This window comes from Acidovorax sp. (assembly GCF_027492855.1).
Lineage (GTDB): Bacteria > Pseudomonadota > Gammaproteobacteria > Burkholderiales > Burkholderiaceae_C > Acidovorax.
In genome coordinates, this window is sequence record NZ_JAPUDY010000026.1 from 22,390 (window position 1) to 42,761 (window position 20,372).

Genomic DNA, 20,372 nt, shown 5'->3' on the forward strand with positions numbered 1-20,372 from the left:
GGAGACCCTTGGATGATGGTTCAGGCAGTGCGGTGTGCGCAGGGACTTCCGGGCTTTTGGTCCTGAATACCCGGGTGCACCCTGCATGGGGCTTGGGGCATAACCAACGTCTGGTTCCTGGGGCATATCCACACCACAAGGCAGCAGCGCGGGTCGCGGAGTTTCGTGCTGTCTGGTCGGCGCGTACGGTGGAGGGAGGTTTGGACTGCGGGATGGTGAGTGCGGCGATCGCTATCGTGCCGACCCTGCACGGGTGACTGCTGAACTTGCTATTCAGGTCCGTCGATCTGATCCAGCAGGGGTGTCATTGGGCCCCGTCCTGGGGGCTTGCGTTCCTTCGCTCCACTTCGGAGTGGGCGCTCTGGACGCAAGCGGACCCAAGGCTTTTTGGGGGCTATGTCGGATTCGCGGCGATATTCGAGATCGAACTCGCCCGATTCAGACAGCACCTGCTGCCAAGTGCCGCTGCGGTACTTCTGAGGGGTTTGGTCTGGATGATGCGCAAGCATCTGAGCCTTGACGGTTTCCAGCGCTACCCAGTTGTCTCCAGCAAGCGTTTGGACCTGCGTGCGCAATGCCCGCACGATGCCGGTGTGCGACCACTCGAAGCTGCCGTCGGGATTGATACCGTTAAAAAGCAAATCGAGATATGCCTCTGACTGCACTAAGGAAGCCATGGCTTCTGCAGCTTTGTGCATGGTCCACATCCACCCTCGGAGCTCCTGGTAACGAGCATCAATGCGCAAGTAGGAGTCTTCCAGGTAGGCGATGGCATCCGTGCAGCCTTGCTCATCCCCCAGGTTGAACCGGGCCAACAAATGATGAACCAGTTCATTGCGCAGATCTACCAACTCCTGAACCGCTAGCTTGGTCTGCGCCAGTTGTTCAGATTGCATGGTCATCCGAAACCCGCGAGCGAAGGACGCCCGATCTGTGGGTGTATTGTCTTCGGGCAGCAATTCACGCTCAAACCCCTCGGGGACAACGAACGAGCCGAAGAGCAGATTCGCTAACTGTCCAAGTGTCTGGCCAGACAGTTTCTGTGCGCGTTGGGCCGCCTGGTCTGCAAGCGTGTCCACCGGACCAGAGATTTCATGGTGCGCCAGCAGGACCTTCAGGGTGTGTTCGTACTGCTGAATACGCACCATGCAGCGCCCAAGCAGGCGCTGGACATCGCGCTGGATCGCAGGAGCTGTGAGCTCTGGGGGCAACGAGTCGCTTGTCATCGGGTTTGTGCGCCTCGGATCTCTTTGGCTTCGGAGGTCTGCAGAACCATCCCCAGGAAGCTCAGCCGATCACAAACGGCGCACGGTCCTTGCCCGCAATCCACTGGGGCGGCTTGCCCCGGCCAGACCAGGTGGCACCGGTATCGGGATCACGGTACTTGGCAGCGACCTTCTTGGGCTGGGGCTTCCAGGGGAAGACTTGCTGGGCGGTGAAGCCGAACTCTTGAACGAGCTGCAAAACGGTTTGGAGGGCCTGTTCGGACTCGGCCTTCTTGGCGTTGGCGATCTGTTCGTCGAGGAGTTTTTTCTGATTGAGCAGTTCGGCGTAGCTGGTCATGCGGGTGTGCGTGAGAGGGGTCGGTGCTGAGGGTGGGTAGGGAGGCGAATCGTGCCCTCGCAGGGACAGGAAGGCGCAGGCGTCACTCTACGCGAACCTGGGGTCGCCTCGGCCTCAGTCGGCTGCTGCAATGGGTGGGCTGGTCGCCTATTGTGTTCCGCCCCGGCGCCAGACTTGAAGGTTGGCGTATTCGCGACCACAACCTGTGCACCGCAGGGCTTCGGTGTAGCGCATGACTCCGGCGTCGTCGCGGGCGAGCACCCGGTGGTAGCTCGTGGCGCCGCAGTAGCCGCAGCGGTTGGAGGCAGTGGACGGGTTCAAGGGGATGGCAGCGCGCAAGTTGTTCGATCAGGTATTAATTCGTCCTGGTTGATCGTAACAAGGCGTAGAAGTTGCAGCTGACTCTTTGACGTCAGCTGGTTACGGGCAGGGATGTCACGCCCCATGTGGAGGAGCACACACGATGGCGGCCGAGCTGCGGCAAAGATCTCGCAGCTACTCCTTCGTCCCTGCCCGTTCAGCAATCTGGATTGCGGGAAGTGGGTCTGCCGGGGTCAACCGGCGGGGTTTGTTTCACGTTCAATGGATGCGTTTGCATCACATATCATTTACATCTAAAGAGGGGGTTCAATGAAACCAATGGGGACAAGAGCGCAGGTCCTGCGCTGGCTAGCCGCGTCCTGCACTGCCATCGCAGCAGCGGCGCTGATGGCGGGATGCGAACGCAAGGTGGCTGTGGAGGTACAAGCGCCGGAGTTGCCGGTTCAGACGGTGTCCGGATTCCTGGAGATCGCCGGGGTACTGGACCGCAGTGGCACCCAGGCCGCGTTGATCGAGGTGAGCCCTGAATCAGGGGATCACATCGCGTTTGTTTTTGATCCGGACTCTCCGCTGGGTCAGCGGATCCTCTCGCAATGCGCGCAGGACATGCCTTGTCTGGTCGAAGGGGTGCGGGCCAGACCTATGGACAGCCAGGCGCCTTCAACGGTAGCTTTGGCGAAGCTGGGTTTCAGCGTATCGCCCTCAGCATGGCTGGGTCTGATCGATGCCGGGGCGGCCCGGATGGAGTCGGGTCTGGAAGAGCCACAAGCCAAGGTAACGACCCGGTTCGGCGACGTGGTGATCAAAGAAGATGATTCTTCAGTCCTGCTGAACGGGCAAGTGGTTGTGCCGGCCCCAGACGAGCCGGTGCTGATCGTGCGGCATGCGTCTTTGGGGGCTGAGGATGTTCTGCTGCTGCAAAGTGGTTCAGGGACAGCCTGCCCTGCCCTGTTTCGCGTGATGGCGGTATCGGCTCAAGGGGTGCAGGTTTCTCCGCAGTTCGGATCCTGCTCGGATCTGGTGTCTGCCGAGGTGCAGACAAAGCCGAACCAGGCCGAGAAACTGGTGATCCGGATGGTGGGGTTTGCAGGCCCTTTTGAACCTGAGGAAGAGCAGCGCAAGGCGGCTCGAAAGGTGCTGGAGTTCATCTACCAGCAGGGTTCACTGACGCGCGAGGGCAAACCGGTTCCTTCGACGTGAAGGGGGTGATCTCCTGTCGGGGGATCAACTTTTTGCAGGGCTGCTGCGTACGGACTTGCGAGCGGGCTTACGGGCCGGTTCCGGGGGTTTGAGCAGGGTCCAGGGCTCAACGCCCAGGGCTACTGCAATGCGCTCGATGTTGGCCAGGGAAACGTTCCAACGGCAGCGCTCGACTGCTGAGACGTAGGTCCGATCGAGTTCGCACTCCAGGCCCAGGCGTTCCTGGGACCAACCTTTTTCTACACGCAGCACCCGCATCCAGTACGCGAGGACTTCGCGCACGTTGCCTGGATCGGGCAGTTGGCTTGGGAGCGTGGGTTTGGCAGACACCGCAGGAGGATGCGGTTTTGCTTTATTTGCATCTACGGAGTTTGCTTCACCTTTGGGTCTTGCTCAGTGGTTTGAGCTGTGGGTGCGGTGGCGGTTTTTTGTTTGTGTTGGGTTTTTCTTTTATCTACCAGGGAGTGGGAGTCATGCGTTTTTTATCAACGGCTTTGAGCTTGGGTGGTGCGGTCATGTTGGCGGGGTGTTTTGCGGGCGATGTATCCGTGGTCAAGGAAAGCAGGATGACCGGATGGTCGCAATTTACGGTGGGGCAGTTGCTGGACAAGCGCAAGGCTTGCTCCAGTGTGGAGTGGAAGAGTTTCAAGGACACCCGTGATCGCAGTGTCGTGGAGTACACCTGCGAGTCGGCAGGCGGCGCGGCCTATCTGGAAAGACTGCACGCGCTATCGGTCAAGAGCGCACAAGACCGCTTTAGCGGCGCTTCGCAGCACGATGCGGGTTTCGCAGAGATTGCGAAGCATCAGTCCAAGTTCACCCAGGAGGTCAGCCAGAACCAGAGGGATGAACTCGCCAATCGGCAAGAACTGATCGCGAACCTGCAGCGGGATATCACTCGCATCCAGGGGATCACGCTGGCGTCATGCCGCGATGTGGACGCCAGTTCTCTGAGTCGAGCGCTTTCTGGCTTCATGCAGAGTTTTCAGAAAGGCTGCGCGAAAGCGATCAAAGAGAACGAGCCCCGCGATCTGGAGATTGACAAGAATGTGCTGATCCGGACCGCACAGACCCAGATCTCTGATCAACAGAGCGCAATCGCGAACCTCAAGACGCAGATGGAGATGACGCAGTCGAGGGCTGAGCAGGACGCTGCCCGTGCTGAGAAGGACAAGGTGGCGCGAGAGCAAGCGGCCATCAAGCAACGCAAGGACGCCCAAGCAGAGCTTGCTGCGCTGGAGCGTCAATGGGCGAATGTCAAAGGGGTCAGGGAGGTTTCGCAGTGGGTGATGCAAGGCAAGGAGCCCATCTATCTTGCATCACGGATCGACCTGGTGCTGGCCGATAAAACGATCGAGGTCCCGGTCACCGCGCGACTGGTCTTTGACCAGGCGGCAAAGGATGGGGAAGTTCTGACTTCGGCCTATGAGTTCGCTTTGCGTGAGGCCTGGAATCGCTACCCCTTAAAGCCCTGATGCTTGGATCTTGAGGGCGGCTGACGGTCAGAAAGATCGTCTCCGCACGTTTTCATTGACGGAGTTTGCTTCGCATTTTCCGAGAGGAGTTCGGATGAAACGCATTGCGTGGGTTCGTTGGATGTTGGTGGGGTATTTCTTGATCGGGCTGCTGTATGCGGTCTATGCCCACTACTGGGGTGATCAGCCCTACCGGAGTTTTGCGTATCACCTGGGTCAGGGCTTGGTGTGGCCTGTGATGGTCCTGCCTGGTTTGGGCAAGTTCATTGGCGGCCTTCTGATCGTGGCGATGGTCGCCTTCGTAATGGCCAGTTGAGGCCGGAAAGGAGCAAACGCCATGGCGTTTCTGGCCCAGCTGATTCTGGGGTGTTTGATGGTCTACCTGTTCTTTTCCACGCTGGGTTTCTGGTTTGGTCTGGGAGTGCTGGCGCTGTGGCTGCTGATCGGGATGGCAAACAGTGGCAAGCGCTGAACTGCATTGAACAGGTCTGCAAAGTAGTGGGCACCCCTGCATGGTCGGGGGCGCATGTTTTCTAAATCAAGGAGGGGTTATGCAATCGGTGATGACGCGCGGAGTTTTGGCAGGGATGGCGGGCTGGGCCCGAGGGATCGGTATGTTGGTTTTGATGGGCCTGGCGCTGGCTCTCGTGGGGTGCTCTGGCTCACAAGGAGAGCGCATCCTCATGAAGGGCTGCAAGGAAGGTGGGGTGAGCGACAAGGACTGTGAGTGCGCCACGCAGAAGGTGGGCACGCGCTATGACTTGAAGAATCTGCAGGACTTCATGAATGACCGAGCGATTCCGATGCAAACGCTGCAGATGGATTTTGTGAAAGCGCTGGCGATGTGCCGACAGGCTGGGTAGTGACTGCGGTGACGGAGCCTGATGGCTCTTCGGAGAAAGGGACTGGGCTGTGGCCTGGTCTCTGGTTCGAGGGCTTCTTTTTTTCGCCTCGAGTCTTTGGACAAGATGTCTTGAAGGCCGCTGCGTGACCACTTCGAACAAGTCGGCACGAGGCGGCGAGTTTGCTTACGCCTAAGGGCAATCCAAGCGCAAAAATCGCTAGCGGATCGTTTCACGAATCGGTCGAAAATTTCGCGACGGCTTCATCCAAGTGAGTTACCCGCCACGGGTCCTTCAAGACTGCGGGGCCTCAAGCAACAGTGTCACTCGTACTCGATCTGACAGTTCACCATGGTGCACCACTCCGAAAGTCCATCGCTCAAATCCCAAGCCGTCGCGAAGAGCCGCGCACATAGCTTTGGTACCCGGGAGACCTAGCAGGTCATTGCTACCAGTCATCACAACGACGGCGCGGGAGATCTTGTGGATATCGTTATCAGCGATCACGCTGGATATGGCTGCGATTTCTCCAACGGCATCGTCCAGAGCGATCGTGTATGACCCAAACCAGATCGTGTGGCCTGAGTCGAACATCCTGCGCACTTCGTCCCAGTCTGTGTTTATGAAAGCACTGGACCTATAACTCTCCGCCAAGTCCGCTTCCAGCACAGACCGCGCGGCTTCGCTCCCCGTTCCTGAAAGGCACCTCAAGCTTGGCACTGCGAAGTCGGGTACCTCAGTTTCCAAATACGCCATTCGTTTTTCCTCTGTGCGGTAGACCGCCAGAATAGCGAAAAATAGGTCGGCCACAGAGCCTTATCCTCAACGGCCCCTATCGAACACCTATGGATCCTCAGACCCTCGCCTACTACTCAGTCAATGCTGCCGACGTTGCGTCACGGTACGAGTCCATCGTGAACGGGATGTCGGTTCATTTCGACGCGGCATTTCCTCCTGGCGGCCGCGTCTTGGACGTGGGTTGTGGATCGGGCAGGGACATGGCGCTGCTGTGCTCTATCGGCCGCGACGTCTACGGCTTGGACGCTTCTGAACAACTGATCGCGCAAGCCCAACGTTTCCATCCCGAGTTGGTAGGCCGGATCCGTCTAGGTGAGCTGCCTAGTTGCGAGGTTCCGTTCGGCGGACAGTTCGATGGAGTTCTTTGCTCGGCGGTCCTTATGCATGTCCCTGTGCACATGCAGCATGAGGCGATCGATTTTGTGCGCAGCTGCCTCAAGCCTGGAGGCCGCTTTCTCTACTCGGTACCGACCCGGCGTGACGACGCGAGCGCTGATGACCATAGAGATGCTGCAGGCCGACTTTTCATTCCGGATGCTTCTGGACATCTGCGACACCTCTGTCAGAGCGCAGGATTCAGCTTCGTTCAAGAATGGAACAACAGTGACAGCCTCGGTCGCGACCAAGTGGAATGGACGTCCGTTCTCATGCAGCTTTCGGGCAATTAAGCGCAGTGGCAATTGAGCCCTTCATCCCCAGCACGCCGACGGTAGAAGATTGCTGGCGTGGTGTCATCCTCTACGGCAGAAATACCGCCAGCTATAAGTTCGCCCTTGCGCAGGCGCTCTTGAAGCTGAGACCTGAGTCTGGGCAACTGGTGCGTTTGGAGGAACTGGCGCCACACTTTGCGAATTCCATAGCGGAACATCTTGCCGTGGCTCCCAAGCAGATCACGACGCGCAACGGGCGATCATTCAGGCGTGCTTGGCATTCAACGAAGACCAGGATCACGACCGACTGGTTCGGGCGACGGTCGCTCACGGGTTCGCGAATGTCATCGATGCGTTTCACGTCGTGGGGTCCGCTGCGGTTCACCACCAGTTTTATACGGATGAGCGACGGGCCACTGGGGGCATCCGGATCACCGACGAATTCGGCAAGCTTCTGGCCGGTACGCAGACTTACAACCTAGGCCCGGAGATTGATGCGCGCTGGCGTCTGGTTGAGACCGCCTGGAACCTTGGAATTTCAGCGAATTTGTTGGCGGTGCATCACGACGCAACCTTGAACGAGTTATTCACAGTAGACGGCGCGCAGCGCCGCCGTGCTGTGACAAGTAGCCGCGCAGCGCTGAACGGCTATCAGAAGGGCCGGTGCTTTTATTGCCATCGCGATCTCCAGTTGCTGGGCGAGCGAACGAACGCGGATGTCGATCACTTTTTTCCCCACCGCCTCAAGCAGGGGCATCCTGGGATCAATCTCGATGGAGTGTGGAATCTGGTTCTTGCCTGCCCTACCTGTAATCGGGGAGCGGATGGAAAGTTCGACCGGATCCCAACGCTCGGGCTCCTTGAACGTCTGCACCAGCGCAATGAACACATGATCGGTAGCCATCATCCGTTGCGCGAGACGCTGATGATGCAGACGGGGATGCAAGCTGCGGATCGGGCATCCTTCCTTAACCAGTTTTATCGCACCGTGCAGCTTTCGCCAGCGCTCGCCTGGGCACCAAAGTTGAACCTTCGTCACTCAACTTAGTGAGATGACTTTGTGTGCTCGGCATCCGGGGAATGACTGGAATGCAGCGGTTGGAGTCCGTCGTTGCTGCTGGCCGAACTCACGCTAATAACCACAAAGCGGTCGCTGGACTTTGCGACCGCAGGACGCACGAAGGTCAGCTACACAAGGTTTAGCGGCCGAAGAACTTGTGCGCTGTAGTCAGCGCCGCACCGCTGACTACTTCTGCCCGGCGCCAACTCGCGCTTTCGACCCAAGCCGGACGTTCGTCGGTTTAGGCTCCCAATGGCAGGAAACTGAGTCGAGCGGACGGAGAGCCCAGCTCTTATCCGTCAGGACCTGGGTCGAAGTGGACAGGCGACGGTATCGGGTTACGTGTCCTCTACGGGCTAAACGTCGTCGCTTGACACCTCGCCGTCTTCCGCAAAACGTTTAACACGGCTTTCCCAAAAAATACCTGGCCATAGAATGGAATCACCGTGCCGATAGCCCGCGCCCGACCGCATAACCGATAACAACCGCTCTGAGAATGGACATGTCGAAGTCCCTAGTCGAATTCAAACGCTTCTTGGCTAAGTCGGCCCCGACTCTGTCCGAACACGAGAAAAAGCTGGCCAACCTGATGCTGGCGGGATTCGATGAAATCGCGGCAGTCGGAACGGCTGGAGGTCGGCGTGGGAGAGTCTTGGCGAAACTGATCGTCGACAAGGGGGAGGCGGCGCCTCCGGCACTCGAAATCACGGCCGACGAAGCAAACGCCAACGAGAGCGAGATCGTCCGGCTTACCAAAGTGGAGGTTGAGCACTTTCGTGGGTTTTCCGAGAAGCACACTTTCGAATTCAAAAACCCATACACGTTCGTCTACGGGCCGAACGGGACGGGAAAGTCGAGTCTCTGCGAGGCGCTCGAATACGGATTGCTCGCCTCGATCCACGAAGCGGATTCGAAGCGGATCCCCGTCTCGGACTACATCAGGAATGCAACATCGAGGAAGTCGGCGAAACCCGTTCTGTATGGAGATACCGCGAAGGAGAAGGGAGTCGAAGTGAAGGCGGACCCCCAAAGTTTTGAATTCTGCTTCATCGAAAAGAACCGGATAGACGGATTCGCGCGGGTGTCGGCCAATACCCCGGCCGCCCAGCAGGCGCGGTTGGCTGCGCTATTCGGCTTGGAAGAGTTCAACGCGTTCGCAACCCAGTTCAACGAGAGCCTAGACCCTTACCTGGACTGCGTCGGAAAAAAGGGGAAGGATCTCGCGGACCGGGCGAAGGGCATCGCCGGACACCAGGCGATCCTCGCAAGCCTCCCGGTGAAAGCCAAAACCGCCGAAACGCGAGGCGCCGTGCTGCTCGCGAAATATCTGGGGTGCAAGGACCTCGAGGAGATCAAGGCAGTCCTAATCGGCCCCGAAGGCAACGGCGGCAAGCAAAAGGCGAACAACACCGAAATCGGCCGTCTGCAGAATCTTAAAACGGCCGCTGATCCCGGGACGGACGGCATCCTGGCCGACGCCGAGGGACTGCTCCGGCTCATCAAAGATAAGACGGAATCTGAAGGGTTCCTCAACCAGTACAAGGGCCAACTTTCCCTTCGGGACCTTTACGGCGCGATTCTGGCGAACCGCGAAAGGTTCGGGAACGAATGTCCCGCGTGCGCCTCTGAACTCTACCGCGACGGTCGACTCGCCGTTCCGGTCGATCCGTACGGCAACGCGGAGGAAAAGCTGACGCAATTCGAAGCCGCCCTGAGGGCCGAAGGGCGCATCAAGGAAATCCGGGAAGCACTCAACCTCGGCTGGCGGGATCTGCTTTCGAAAATCGCCAAGCTTCCAGCATCCGCCGCAGCTGTCGGGTTCGTCGGAGCGCCCGAAGTGGGCTCGTTCAGCGCCGAGGCTTCCGCCGCCAAGGATGCAGCGAGTATCGAGACCGTCCTCCGAGCCGTGCCGGCAAAGCGCGAGCTCCTTCAGGCGCTGAAGGACGCGACTGCGACTCATAACGGGAAGGTCGAACAATCCAAAGCCGCAATTAAGAAGCTTGAGGACGATAACCTCGCGATCTCCAAGGACCTTGAGGAAATCGTAGCTATCTCGACCCTCGTTGCTGCGAACGCAAAGAGCGAGACGGAGGCGAAGCAGGCTATCGAGAATTTCAACCTGGAGAATGACGAGCTCATCAGGGAGGCGGAAGCGGAGAAACCGGGAGTCGCGAGAAACCTGAGCTACAGCATCGCTTACGTCTCGCTCCGCGGGAAGCTCCTGGCCTACAACGCCGGATTGCCCTTGGCCCTGGCCGCGGATCTCAACGAGAAGACGCTCAAGTTCTACAACGAGATAAACAAGAACGACCACCCTTCCGACAGGCTCAAGTCCCTGAGGTTGCCGACGGCCGCCGGGGAGAGGATAGAGATCGAGTTCGAAAACGGGGACAGGTGCGACGCGCTCCAGGTCCTCAGCGAAGGTCACATTCGATGCCTCGGGCTCGCGATTCTGCTGGCGAAGATCACCAGGGATCGCCTTCCGTTCCTGATATTCGACGATGTCGTGAACTCGATCGACGACGAGCACCGGGGCGCGATCATCGACCTCATCTTGAATCCGGAAGTGGTCGGCAAGAGGCAACTCATCGTCACGACCCACGGTGAGGATTTCGTGAAGCGCCTCGAGAACGCCGTGCCGATGAAGAAGTACAAGGAAACGGTGACCCGAATCGACTTCCTCGTGCCATTCGCCGCCAAGAAAATCACCGTGAAGCTCGACTCGCCCCGCCACTACCTCACGGTGGCGGCCCGAAGCTACGAAGAAGGGCGTACACGCGACTCCCTGAGTTACGTCCGGAAGGCCTTCGAAGAAGAACTCAACCGTCTCTGGAAGAAGATTGCAAATAAGAAGCTGTCGGCGCAGATAAGTGTCGGGATGAGGGGGCCGGGGGACCCTGACCTCATGAGCTTGGCGACAGGGCTCCATCAGTTTCTCGGTAAGAATGACGTGACCGTGTTCCAGGGAGCAGTGCCGCACCTGGGGGAGATGCTTGGATACGGCGAGAAGCACAAACTCGAGTGGAACTACCTGAATAAGGGAACCCATGAAGAGGACCGGGCGGAAGAGTTCGATGCCGCGATAGTTCGGCGCATGCTTGAGACCGTCACCAAGCTCGACGAGGCGATCGAGGCTCCGTAGGCCTGATAGGGGCGCCCCCGGACCTCGGACATGCTTGCTGGACGACTCGCGCTACGGCTGGCAGTCGGGTATGCTGCCGTTCAGACTGCAAGTGCGTTAAGTGACAGAAGGCTGTCACATGGCAGCCTTTCTTTCCGCTGAGCGTGAATATCGGCTTCGGCCTAGATGCCGAAGTACAGTAGCCGGCGGGTTTTGGAGGGGAGCAGACGCTTGGGCGTTCTTCGCAGGATCAGCCTGACTGCCCGCTTTTGGCCGGGAGCACCCGCCCGCGTGCAGTCCCAATTTGCCGCCACTCGACGCGACAGGTGGTTTGCTCCATGGTCAGCTTTCAGGGCAGGCTGCGAAATCACACAACCGGCCAGGAGCAGCCATCGATCAAACGGGTAAGCAGTCGCTCAACGTTTGTATTCACCGGCCGCCGGAGGAGGTCCGGTGGAATTAGGGGTTAGGCTTCATTGCGACGCTTGTAAGGTGTGCGGCACCACGAGCTCAAACGTAGACAATTTCACGGGGAGCTCTTGATTTCCAATCAGGAGCATTTTGTCGATGGACAGATTCCAAACATGCTCGAAGTACACGACACCTGCAAAGATTTCATCAACTCCGGGCGGAGGCAGGGTGCTGAGGTCGATGTGTATGAGGCATTGCTCTTTCGACTTGATGATCTCGACTGTCATAGCGTCGTGAGTCTCGACAAGAGCTTGTGTCGATCCATGCGATTGAGCCTCGCCATAACTGAAGACTGTGGGTACAAGATGGCGAGTCCTGATCTCATTCGCTTCGTAGCGCACCTTGATGGTCACGACCTGAACACCGTCTATGTAGATCGGCGCAGAAGGTTGCAGCTCGGTTTGGATGCAAAGGGGAAATGACGGGTCGGAAATAGTATTGATTACGTACTTGGACCCATTCAGCGCGGAAGACACGATACTGGTTTGAGCGGCCAAGTAGCTACCAACTCGATCAGGCGACGGTGCAGGCCCGGCGAATTCCAACTGAAACTGAACATGTGAAAGCTTGTAGTAGCAAAACTCAAGTTCAGTTCTCTTGCCCCAAGAAGCGACCTCGGCATCTGCAACTGCGTGAAGACTTCGAAGAACGATCCCGTGGCGCTCGGCTTTGAGTCGAGCCCCTTCAGTGAAGCCCGAGTCTGACACGGCAATGATCTGGTCCGCCGCAAGGCTCACTCGCCGACCGATAAGTTCTTCAATCCACTTGACGTCTTGTGGATTCTTGTGCGACCGACATTCGGCATGAACAACCTCATCGCCGCGCCTGATCAGGATATCGACCTGGCGCGGTTGGCTTGGATTGTCTGGGTCAGGTATCCGATCATTCCAGGTTACAGCACATCCATCAGCCTCAAGCAACTGATGAATGCGGGCGATCCGCTGTTCGAACTGCTTGGAGCGCGACATAAGTGGGTGTATGAGGCCTAGCTCTTATTTAAACGGCAAAGCGCCGGATGCCTACAACCGCTGCCGTTAAACAAAGTCTCATGACATTCCCAAAATGCGTTTGAAATGTTTGAAATCAAATCAGTAGCGTCACGCACTGATTGAATGACAGGTTTAACAGATCCGACAAACCCGACGGGTCTCCCTGTGCCTGAGCGGCTTGAAAGATCGGGCGCGCGAGCCGTTGGACAGTTTACTGGGAAGAGCGCAGTTGCAGCGTCAGAACCTGCCGACCGCTGCAACCTGGATGCCAGCTATGAGGGCCATTGCCGGCAGACCGCAACGGGTCGGAACCGCCAGTGCAGTTGATTCGGAAGCGGTCGATCAGATGGCGAGAGGTCTTCATTCCGGATGAACGACTGGTTCTGAAGGTTGAGCAGTCACAAGAGGCAATACCCGCCGAATGACTTGTTTTGAGTCCAAGGTTACTCGGTTGGCAAATCTTGTCCGACCGCTACCAGCCTGACTCAGACATCTGCGCTCGTCCCTGACCCGCGCAAAAGACGAAGTGCAGCGCACCGATGACGATCTTGGTCGGCACAAGAGCTCATGCGCAAGTGGCAGAAATGTTGTGGGACTAGACCAATCCGGTTTTGAGGCTGCCAAGTAAGTCGGCTGCTCTGCTGACGGTGGTGAGAGGCCGATTCTGGCCGGGACTGCCAGTTCAGCGCCGCACCGCACAGCCGACATCTAGGACGGCCGCGCCGACAACACGGACGGCTGGCGACCGGCAGCACCCAGGAATCTAGCTAGCAACCAGCGCGCCTGCTCCCGGCAACCGCGCGTGCCCGCTCGTTGTCAGGCGGCGGCAGTAGGGTTCGCGGGGGCTACTGCGGGCGTGCAAGCAGCGTTTGCGGCCAGTGGCCGCGCGCACGCGTGCTCGCCCTGTCCAGCATCAAGCAGTCGTTCCCTACGGCTACAGGGCGATGGCCCGACGGGCCACTCTACGAGGCAATGCAATCGAGAATGGCTCAAAGGTATTACCTATATCTGCGACACTGACTGATCGTCAATAAATCAAGGCCTGCGGCAGGGCCTTCAACCGCGCGGATGAATGTTCCCACGCTTCAATGGCACGAGCGCCTCTACCATCGCGATGCGCTGCGTGCCGGCCGTTACGCTGCGCTGGCAGATGCCGAGGGCTTTGATGCGATCTGTTTTGCGCTCGAGGCACTAGGCCTACGGCTTTTCGGCCGCAAGAAAAACCTGGGCCAGTACGAGCAAGCGCTTGCTGAATTGGCCAATGCGTCAGTCGTACTTTCTCGACTATCAGAGACGCATCCTGGACGTTTCAGCACCTTCTCTGCGCTTTTTGCGGTGGTTAAAAAAGCGAGGAACGACGCGATGCATACCGGTGTCTTCGCACGGCATGCGACGGCAGCAGCCATCGAACTCTGTATCGGCCTAGAAGAGGCACTCATGAAAGAACAGCAACTCCCTCGCCAGGCCGTCAAGGACTTCATGGTTAAGTCACCCGTCGTGCTGGAAGTTTGGCAGCCGGTCGCGTACGCACGGCAGCTGATGCTCACGCACTCCTTCTCATTTCTGCCTGTCTTCAAGGATGGGTGGAAGCTGCTTTCTGAGAACGGTCTCGCCAGGTACATGCTGGCCAGCAAGGACTGGGCGGGGGCGCTCGCGCGCACGATTGATGAAGCTGCCCAAGAGCTCGACTTGCTGGAGGCTACCGTTGTTGGCCCCACGGATGAGGTCCAAAAGCTCCTCGCGGATGACCTGAGAAAGGAAACGCGGCTTTGGCTTGTCGAAGAAAAGCAGGGCAGGCTCTGCGGCGTTCTTTCTCCTTTCGAACTGATGTAGCTGTCAAACCTTGTAGGCTCGTGGCTACAAGGACGAGCTGCGAGGCACTCAGCTAATGGTCCTGGAACGCCGGAAGGGCCAGCTTCGCAGCGGGTGCGGTCATCCGTAGAAGCTGGCTGGCTTCCTAGTTTCGGACACAAAGCCGACATCCACTCGCCATGCGCCGAGCGGTCATCAATGACCGCTGCCGGCGGACAAGTGGACGTCCACTTCGCCGGGCTGACACACGCCTCGTCGGGCCACAGCAATCGCCTGCTGCTGAGCAACTGTATTAAACGGATTGCACAGTTGCCCTGCCCCATCAGGAAGAAGCCTAGGCGCTGGAGCTCAGCTTGAGGCCCACGATGCCTGCAGCCACCAGCGCTAGGCTCCCCAATCTCACTGCAGTCGCAGGCTCCCCCAAAAAAGCCATCCCAACGATGGCCGTCCCCACGGCGCCAATGCCCACCCAGACGGCATAGGCCGTGCCAACCGGGAGGTCGCGCATGGCCCAGCTGAGCAGACCAATGCTGAGCAGGAAGGCGGCTCCCGTCCCTATGGACGGCCAAAGCCGCGTGAAGCCTTCGGTGTACTTGAGGCCACCGCTGTAGCTGTGGCGGTCGGCCGTGTGATAGCGGTGCTGGTCGCCAGCGGCGCGGGTCAGCGTGATGGCGGCCAGTTCCTCGCCCGTGCTGCTGCGCGTGCCGTTGACGGGCAGGAACACCAGGCGGCCTTTTTTGACCGTGCACACGGCGTCGTGCTGGCGGGCCAGGCGGGTCAAAAAGTGAAGATCGCTTTCGTTGGTCTGGTCGATGTGCGCCACCTTGATGGCGGCCAGGGTGGCGTCTACGCGCGGGGTCAGGTTGTTGCGCCGCGCGATGGCGTCCACGGTGGTGTCGTGCCAGCTGCGCTCGCTGCGGGTGCACAGCTTGAGTGCATAAAAAAGCCCGCTAAGTGCGGGCTACTTGGTAAAGGCTCAGCGACGCCTTGTGCGCGCAAGGCCAATCATGGCCATGATGGTTGCCAACATGATCAGCGCCCACTCCGACAAGGTGGGGATGCTCGCAGTGCTCGCAGCGCTCGTGGGCACACTGAACTGAACGTTCCACGTTGAGGCGATTTCCGGCGCGTCCAACGGCCGCGAGTAAAGTCGAAACTCATCCATGAGTGCGTTAGGTGGTAACGAGACAGCGCCGGCGTACGAGCCTACCTTGAGCGGACCAGGTGATGTGATGCTCAAACTGGCCTGGGGTATGGCACTGTTGGGCACGCCGTTGACATAGGTGCGAAGCGTTGGCCCAGTAGGATCGTAGACGACATGTACTACGGAGGGCTGCGCAAGCAGAGCGCCATTGATTGTGGTGTCGATTAACCCGGTCCCTCGAACAATCATGTTCCCCGGATTGGCGACTCCCCCTTTAAAAATTCGGAAGGTTGTTGAGTCGTCTCCAACGAGGTAGCTCAGGGCTCCGTCATCTGGGAGGTTGTTGTACCAAAAGGAGATTGTCCACCCAGTGGCAGGAAGATTGGTTGCCCAGCCAGTATTCACATACTGGGAGGCGCCGTTTCCCCCAACACCCACCAACGCGCTGCCAAACTGCCCTGCGCCACCAACCGTCATCCCACCCAGCAGAGGCGCGGGGTTTGTGCCAACCGGAGAAATGGCTCCGTTCTGGACGGACAAACTGCCCGCGTTGTTGAACTGGTAATAGATCAAATCCGGACGTGTCTGGGCCCATGAAAACGGCGCCAAAAGCCCGAGGATTGTGAGAATAACTAAATGGCGCATGAGGTTGGAAGATGTTTGCGTTGATTTTAATGGGCGCCAATGTTTGGGAGCTAAGGCGCCGCTGCTATCGGCGTGCGTTGTAGCATGGAGGCGAAGGGACGCCAACATATATTTGCGCGCGTCACCGCGGCCACTATGACCTCGCCGCTGGTCCTCACTGTTGTGGGCAAAGGTCCGGTTTCTGGGTGAAGCAGCCGGGTACAGCGCTTGGTCCTGGGCGGCGGCTTTCAATGAACGCCGACATTCGCCGCGTGTGTCATGACCGGCTGCAGTCAGCCTGAAGCAGCCAGATCGTAGAGCCGCTCTGCAGCGGTTGCTGTCGGTCGCGGCCGTGACCTGAGTTCACGGTGCCTGGCACAAAGCTGTCATTGGCTCACCCAGCAGCGCGGCAGCATCGATGACCGGTATCGAGGGAGCTGCAGTCATGGTCTAGCACACGTCTCCCCATGAACGGGCACGACCCTACGCCTACCTGCGCGATGTCATGGCACGCCTGCCCATGCAGCCCGCCACCCAGATCGGCGAGCTGCTGCCATACCGCTGGCAGTCAGCCTGACAGCGCATATTCAGATACACGACCGCGCCCCGCAGTCAAGATGGGATCGCCGCGCGATTACGGGCGTCCTACAACCCTTAACTTAAGTCGGCCTACAGGCGAACAGTTGCCCCTCGGTCCCATGCCCCACGGCTGCATGGAATCCAAGTTCCATACCTAGGCAATTTTCTGACTTACGCTATGCGCCAAACCCAGGAAGGTCGAGATCAGAGGAGCTTGATGCCGCTCCTTTCTACAGATGAAGTGCACCTGTGTCGCCATGCTGGTGTCTGAAATAGTTAACTTAACAAGGCGAGGATCTGGCCTGTAGGCTGTTTCCGCCACGACGCCTAGGCCCAGCCCCTCCGCCACCGCCTCTCGAACGGACTCGCGGCTGCCCATCTCCAGAGCCACCTGCACCTCGACGCCTCGCTCCTTTAGTTCTTGTTCAAACACGCGTCTGGTCGTCGATCCTTCCTCTCGGATGACGAACCTCTGACCCTGCAGATCACGCAGTTTGAGAGTGGCCCGTTGCGCGAGTGAGTGTTGGGTGTTGCCGAATATCACCAATCGCTGGGTACGGTAAGCCGCGCCAAATAGATCTGGGTGAGCGACGTGATTGAGCACCATGCCCACGTCTCCCTGGTAGTCAAGAATCTTTTCGGTGATGGTTCGCGAGTCGCCTACGCCAACAGCCACGTTGACCTGGGGGAACTGTTTCATGAACAGCTTCAACACGGGCAGCACGTTGTGCGGCCCGATGGCATGGATGACCAGTCGCCCTACGTATTGATTTTTCGCAGCAGCGAGCAGTGCGTGCGCATCTTCCTCGCCACTGAAGGTACGCCGGGTGTAGTTCAACAGAGTGCGTCCAAAGGACGTGAGTTCAAGCCGCCGCCCGCGCCGATGAAAAAGCTCCACGCCGAAGTCGACCTCCAGGCGCTGTATGTGTGAAGAAACAGTCGGTTGTTGAATAGCGAGCACTCTCGCGGCAGCGGTCATGCTGCCGGCTCGGGCCGTTGCGTCAAAGGCCTTCAAGGCTGCGAGGAGGCTGAGTCCAGACATTGATGTGATCTATGGGTGCCCTCATTTTTAGGGATGAAAGTTTCATATTCATGACACCTTGGTCACCCAGACTTGAGCTGTGCTTCCACTGAAGCTGTTTCTTCCAGAACCTCCTCTTTCCCGAGAGATACCTCTGACCACTTGAGTCCTGGTGTGCGTCTAGCGCACCACAACAAATGAAACCGAGCTATGAAAACTGCAATTCGCGAGAGCCATCTGAGCTTGCGGGGTATCACGGTGACCTATGCCGATGGTCACACAGCGCTTGCGCCCACCTCGCTGGAGGTACAGCATGGCGGGTTCCTTGTGCTGCTGGGCGCGTCGGGCGCGGGAAAGTCAACGCTGCTGCGCAGCATCAATGGCTTGGTTAGCCCCACAGACGGAGAGGTGTCGGTGGCCGATCTGCCGGGCGGCACCGTCTCAAAACGCAACCTTCTTGAGCATCGGCGCCACTGCGGCATGGTGTTCCAGCAGCACCACCTGATCGGGCGGCAAAGCGTGCTGGCCAATGTGTTGATGGGCAAGCTCGCCACCCGCGGATCTCTGGCGTCGTTGTGGCCTTGGAGCAAGGCTGACAAGCTGGAGGCGCTGGCGGCCATTGACCGCGTAGGCCTGCTTGAGAAAGCCCTAGCACGGGCAGACACCTTGTCTGGTGGGCAACAACAACGCATTGGCATTGCGCGTGCCTTGGTGCAAAAGCCCCGCCTGCTGCTGGCCGATGAGCCGGTGGCCAGCCTCGACCCGGCGACCGCGCAGAGTGTGTTGACCCTGCTTCACGACATCTGCAAGAAAGACCGACTCACGGCCATCGTGAGTCTGCATCAAGTCAACCTCGCGCGCATGTTCGCCGACCGCATTGTGGGCCTTCGCCAGGGCCAGGTGGTGTTCGACGGGACAGCAGCGCAGTTGACGGAAGAAGCCCAGTCTGCCCTGTACGCGAAGTCGTCACCTGCCAACATGGGCAGTCAATTTGATTCCCCCTCTCAATCCAAGGAGTTTTTACCGTGCTGAATCGTCGCCGTTTCCAATTTATCGCTGCCGTCACTTTGGCCGCCCTGTTGCCACTTGGCGCCCATGCCGAGGGCAAAAATCCTTCCAAGCTTCGCGTTGCACTGTTGCCGGACGAAAACGCCGCCACCATCATTCAGAACGCACAGCCTCTGAAGCGGTATCTGGAGCAGACCCTGAAGAAGGAAATCGAGGTCACGGTGACCACGGACTACTCGTCGATGATTGAAGCCATGCGCTTCGGCCGCATCGAGGTCGCCTACTTTGGACCGTTCTCTTACGTGCTTGCCAAGTCCAAGGCGCCCAACATTGAGCCATTTGCCGTTGGCGTGGAGCGCGGCTCGCCGACCTACCAGTCGGTTCTCATCGCCACGGCAGGCGGCCCGGTCAAGACCCTGGCTGACGTTCGTGGAAAGCCTTTTGGCTTTGGCGATCAGGCTTCGACGTCCAGTCACCTTGCACCGCGCGCGCACTTGCTTAAAAACCACCAACTGAACGGCGAGACTGACTACCGCCCCGTTCACCTGGGCACGCACGATGCCGTGGCCCGAGCTGTTCAGGCAGGGCAGGTTCCCGCCGGCGCTCTGTCAAAAACCATTCTGGACAACCTCATCGCAAAGGGCATGGTGGATGCCAACAAGATTGTGCAACTTGAACTGTCGGCACCCATTCCGAACTATCCCATTGCGATGCAAGGTAATCTCACGCCGGAGCTCAAGGAAGCCATCCGAGCCGCCTTTCTTCAGATGAAGGACGCCGAGATTCTCAAATCATTCCGTATCGAGGCCTTTGCCGCTACCGATGACAAGGCCTACGACATTCTTCGCGACACAGCACAGATTCTCAAGCTTGATCTGGGACGCATGAAATGACATCGGTAGCCTTGGAATCCATAGTTGCCATCGACGGACAGCAGCGACTCAAACGGCTGGGCGCCGCCTGTGTCGTTCTGTTCGTCTGTGTGGTGGCTTTGTATGTCACCGGCTTCTTTGACGCGCAGCGTTTCATCGAAGGCGGCCCAGCGATTCAGCAGTTGGCCTCAGAGATGGTGCCGCCGAATTTCGAGCGCTGGGAGCACTGGGTCATTCCATTGCGTGACACCTTAGCCATGTCGATCGCAGGCACGGCGCTGACCGTTCTGGCGTCGTTGCCGCTGGCCCTGGTGGCGGCGCCCAACACCGCGCCGAATGCGGTGGTTGGGCGAATCGTCAGAACCATCTTGGCTGCATTTCGGTCTGTGCCTGAAATCATCCTGGGCATTCTGTTCGTCGCGGCCGTGGGCTTTGGGGCATTGCCTGGTGTGCTGGCGTTGGCCCTGCATTCCACGGGCATGGTGGCCAAGTTCTACGCCGAAGCCATAGAGCACGTGGACCCGAAACCTCTGGAGGCCGCTAAGGCCGCGGGCGCAAGCCGGTTTCAGGTCATCACCCATGCTGTGTTACCGCAGGTTTTGCCCCAGTTGGCGGACATCACCATCTACCGATGGGAATATCACTTTCGCGCATCGGCAGTGATGGGCATCGTGGGTGCGGGCGGCATTGGCTTTGAACTCATGGCGGCTCTGCGCCTGATCAAGTACGACGAAGTCTCCGCCATTTTGCTGTCCATCCTCATATGCGTGCTCGTGGTCGACGGCATTGGGTCGGCGCTTCGCAAACATCTGAAATAGAAAG

Annotated in this window: 19 protein-coding genes and 3 pseudogenes; 13 read left to right on the forward strand and 9 right to left on the reverse strand. The window is 58.7% G+C overall.

Annotation, left to right across the window (positions count from 1 at the left end; translation table 11 throughout):
- Nucleotides 1-269: 269 nt before the first annotated feature.
- The 3 genes from Q0105_RS04795 to Q0105_RS04805 form a co-directional block, all read right to left on the reverse strand.
- Nucleotides 270-1,226: a hypothetical protein gene (locus Q0105_RS04795; RefSeq protein ID WP_298209288.1), complete on the reverse strand. Its 957-nt coding sequence runs from the start codon at nt 1,224-1,226 to the stop codon at nt 270-272.
- 61 nt (nt 1,227-1,287) lie between these two features.
- The gene (locus Q0105_RS04800; RefSeq protein ID WP_298209290.1) at nt 1,288-1,563 is read right to left on the reverse strand and encodes an H-NS histone family protein; all 276 of its coding nucleotides are present in this window, start codon (nt 1,561-1,563) and stop codon (nt 1,288-1,290) included.
- A gap of 147 nt (nt 1,564-1,710) precedes the next feature.
- Entirely contained in the window at nt 1,711-1,884 is a 174-nt protein-coding gene (locus Q0105_RS04805) for a hypothetical protein (protein WP_298209292.1), read from the reverse strand.
- Between the two features lie 309 nt (nt 1,885-2,193).
- Between Q0105_RS04805 and Q0105_RS04810 the strand changes: the two genes are divergently transcribed.
- On the forward strand, nt 2,194-3,084 hold the full coding sequence (locus tag Q0105_RS04810; protein ID WP_298209293.1) for a hypothetical protein: 891 nt from the start codon (nt 2,194-2,196) through the stop codon (nt 3,082-3,084).
- Between the two features lie 24 nt (nt 3,085-3,108).
- On the opposite strand, the gene Q0105_RS04815 is transcribed toward Q0105_RS04810, so the two are convergent.
- Nucleotides 3,109-3,414, reverse strand: a complete 306-nt coding sequence (locus Q0105_RS04815; RefSeq protein ID WP_298209295.1) for a helix-turn-helix transcriptional regulator — start codon at nt 3,412-3,414, stop codon at nt 3,109-3,111.
- A gap of 143 nt (nt 3,415-3,557) precedes the next feature.
- Between Q0105_RS04815 and Q0105_RS04820 the strand changes: the two genes are divergently transcribed.
- The 7 genes from Q0105_RS04820 (at nt 3,558) to Q0105_RS04850 (ending at nt 11,051) form a co-directional block, all read left to right on the forward strand.
- The gene (locus tag Q0105_RS04820) at nt 3,558-4,559 is read left to right on the forward strand and encodes a hypothetical protein (RefSeq protein WP_298209297.1); all 1,002 of its coding nucleotides are present in this window, start codon (nt 3,558-3,560) and stop codon (nt 4,557-4,559) included.
- 94 nt (nt 4,560-4,653) lie between these two features.
- Nucleotides 4,654-4,875, forward strand: a complete 222-nt coding sequence (locus Q0105_RS04825; protein ID WP_298209299.1) for a hypothetical protein — start codon at nt 4,654-4,656, stop codon at nt 4,873-4,875.
- 21 nt (nt 4,876-4,896) lie between these two features.
- The gene (locus Q0105_RS04830; RefSeq protein ID WP_298209301.1) at nt 4,897-5,031 is read left to right on the forward strand and encodes a hypothetical protein; all 135 of its coding nucleotides are present in this window, start codon (nt 4,897-4,899) and stop codon (nt 5,029-5,031) included.
- A 142-nt stretch (nt 5,032-5,173) separates the two neighbouring features.
- Nucleotides 5,174-5,422, forward strand: coding sequence for a hypothetical protein (locus Q0105_RS04835; RefSeq protein WP_298209303.1), 249 nt, complete (start codon nt 5,174-5,176; stop codon nt 5,420-5,422).
- Nucleotides 5,423-6,246: 824 nt separating this feature from the next.
- Complete coding sequence (locus Q0105_RS04840) at nt 6,247-6,867, forward strand: class I SAM-dependent methyltransferase (protein WP_298209305.1); 621 nt, start codon at nt 6,247-6,249, stop codon at nt 6,865-6,867.
- A 256-nt stretch (nt 6,868-7,123) separates the two neighbouring features.
- Nucleotides 7,124-7,897, forward strand: coding sequence for an HNH endonuclease domain-containing protein (locus tag Q0105_RS04845; RefSeq protein ID WP_298209307.1), 774 nt, complete (start codon nt 7,124-7,126; stop codon nt 7,895-7,897).
- A gap of 514 nt (nt 7,898-8,411) precedes the next feature.
- The gene (locus Q0105_RS04850; protein ID WP_298209309.1) at nt 8,412-11,051 is read left to right on the forward strand and encodes an AAA family ATPase; all 2,640 of its coding nucleotides are present in this window, start codon (nt 8,412-8,414) and stop codon (nt 11,049-11,051) included.
- A gap of 452 nt (nt 11,052-11,503) precedes the next feature.
- Here the strand turns inward: Q0105_RS04850 and Q0105_RS04855 are convergent, their stop codons facing one another.
- The gene (locus tag Q0105_RS04855) at nt 11,504-12,469 is read right to left on the reverse strand and encodes a restriction endonuclease (protein ID WP_298209312.1); all 966 of its coding nucleotides are present in this window, start codon (nt 12,467-12,469) and stop codon (nt 11,504-11,506) included.
- A 1,089-nt stretch (nt 12,470-13,558) separates the two neighbouring features.
- On the opposite strand from Q0105_RS04855, the gene Q0105_RS04860 reads away from it, so the two are divergent.
- A complete protein-coding gene (locus Q0105_RS04860) occupies nt 13,559-14,323 on the forward strand; it encodes a hypothetical protein (protein ID WP_298209313.1) in 765 nt (254 codons plus the stop codon).
- A 313-nt stretch (nt 14,324-14,636) separates the two neighbouring features.
- Here Q0105_RS04860 and Q0105_RS21550 read toward each other — a convergent pair.
- The 3 genes and pseudogenes from Q0105_RS21550 to Q0105_RS04870 all read right to left on the reverse strand — a co-directional run.
- A pseudogene (locus Q0105_RS21550) lies at nt 14,637-14,912 on the reverse strand (SMR family transporter); the annotation flags it as partial.
- Between the two features lie 6 nt (nt 14,913-14,918).
- Nucleotides 14,919-15,230 (reverse strand): annotated as a pseudogene (locus Q0105_RS21555) (contractile injection system protein, VgrG/Pvc8 family); the annotation flags it as partial.
- 48 nt (nt 15,231-15,278) lie between these two features.
- A complete protein-coding gene (locus Q0105_RS04870) occupies nt 15,279-16,091 on the reverse strand; it encodes an IPTL-CTERM sorting domain-containing protein (RefSeq protein ID WP_298209316.1) in 813 nt (270 codons plus the stop codon).
- Between the two features lie 460 nt (nt 16,092-16,551).
- On the opposite strand from Q0105_RS04870, the pseudogene Q0105_RS04875 reads away from it, so the two are divergent.
- A pseudogene (locus Q0105_RS04875) lies at nt 16,552-16,647 on the forward strand (transposase domain-containing protein); the annotation flags it as partial.
- A 156-nt stretch (nt 16,648-16,803) separates the two neighbouring features.
- On the opposite strand, the gene Q0105_RS04880 reads toward Q0105_RS04875, so the two are convergent.
- Nucleotides 16,804-17,691 (reverse strand): LysR substrate-binding domain-containing protein, encoded by an 888-nt coding sequence (locus Q0105_RS04880; RefSeq protein WP_086926349.1) that lies wholly within the window; start codon nt 17,689-17,691, stop codon nt 16,804-16,806.
- Nucleotides 17,692-17,880: 189 nt separating this feature from the next.
- On the opposite strand from Q0105_RS04880, the gene phnC reads away from it, so the two are divergent.
- The 3 genes from phnC to phnE are packed head-to-tail and all read left to right on the forward strand — an operon-like array spanning nt 17,881 to nt 20,368.
- Nucleotides 17,881-18,702 carry a phosphonate ABC transporter ATP-binding protein gene (gene phnC / locus Q0105_RS04885; protein ID WP_035242057.1) on the forward strand — a complete coding sequence of 274 codons (822 nt, stop codon included), beginning with the start codon at nt 17,881-17,883 and terminating at the stop codon, nt 18,700-18,702.
- The gene (gene phnD / locus Q0105_RS04890; protein WP_024815577.1) at nt 18,696-19,571 is read left to right on the forward strand and encodes a phosphate/phosphite/phosphonate ABC transporter substrate-binding protein; all 876 of its coding nucleotides are present in this window, start codon (nt 18,696-18,698) and stop codon (nt 19,569-19,571) included. Before phnC ends, phnD begins: the two co-directional genes overlap by 7 nt.
- Nucleotides 19,568-20,368, forward strand: coding sequence for a phosphonate ABC transporter, permease protein PhnE (phnE, locus tag Q0105_RS04895; RefSeq protein ID WP_008903165.1), 801 nt, complete (start codon nt 19,568-19,570; stop codon nt 20,366-20,368). Before phnD ends, phnE begins: the two co-directional genes overlap by 4 nt.
- The last annotated feature ends 4 nt before the right edge of the window (nt 20,369-20,372 follow it).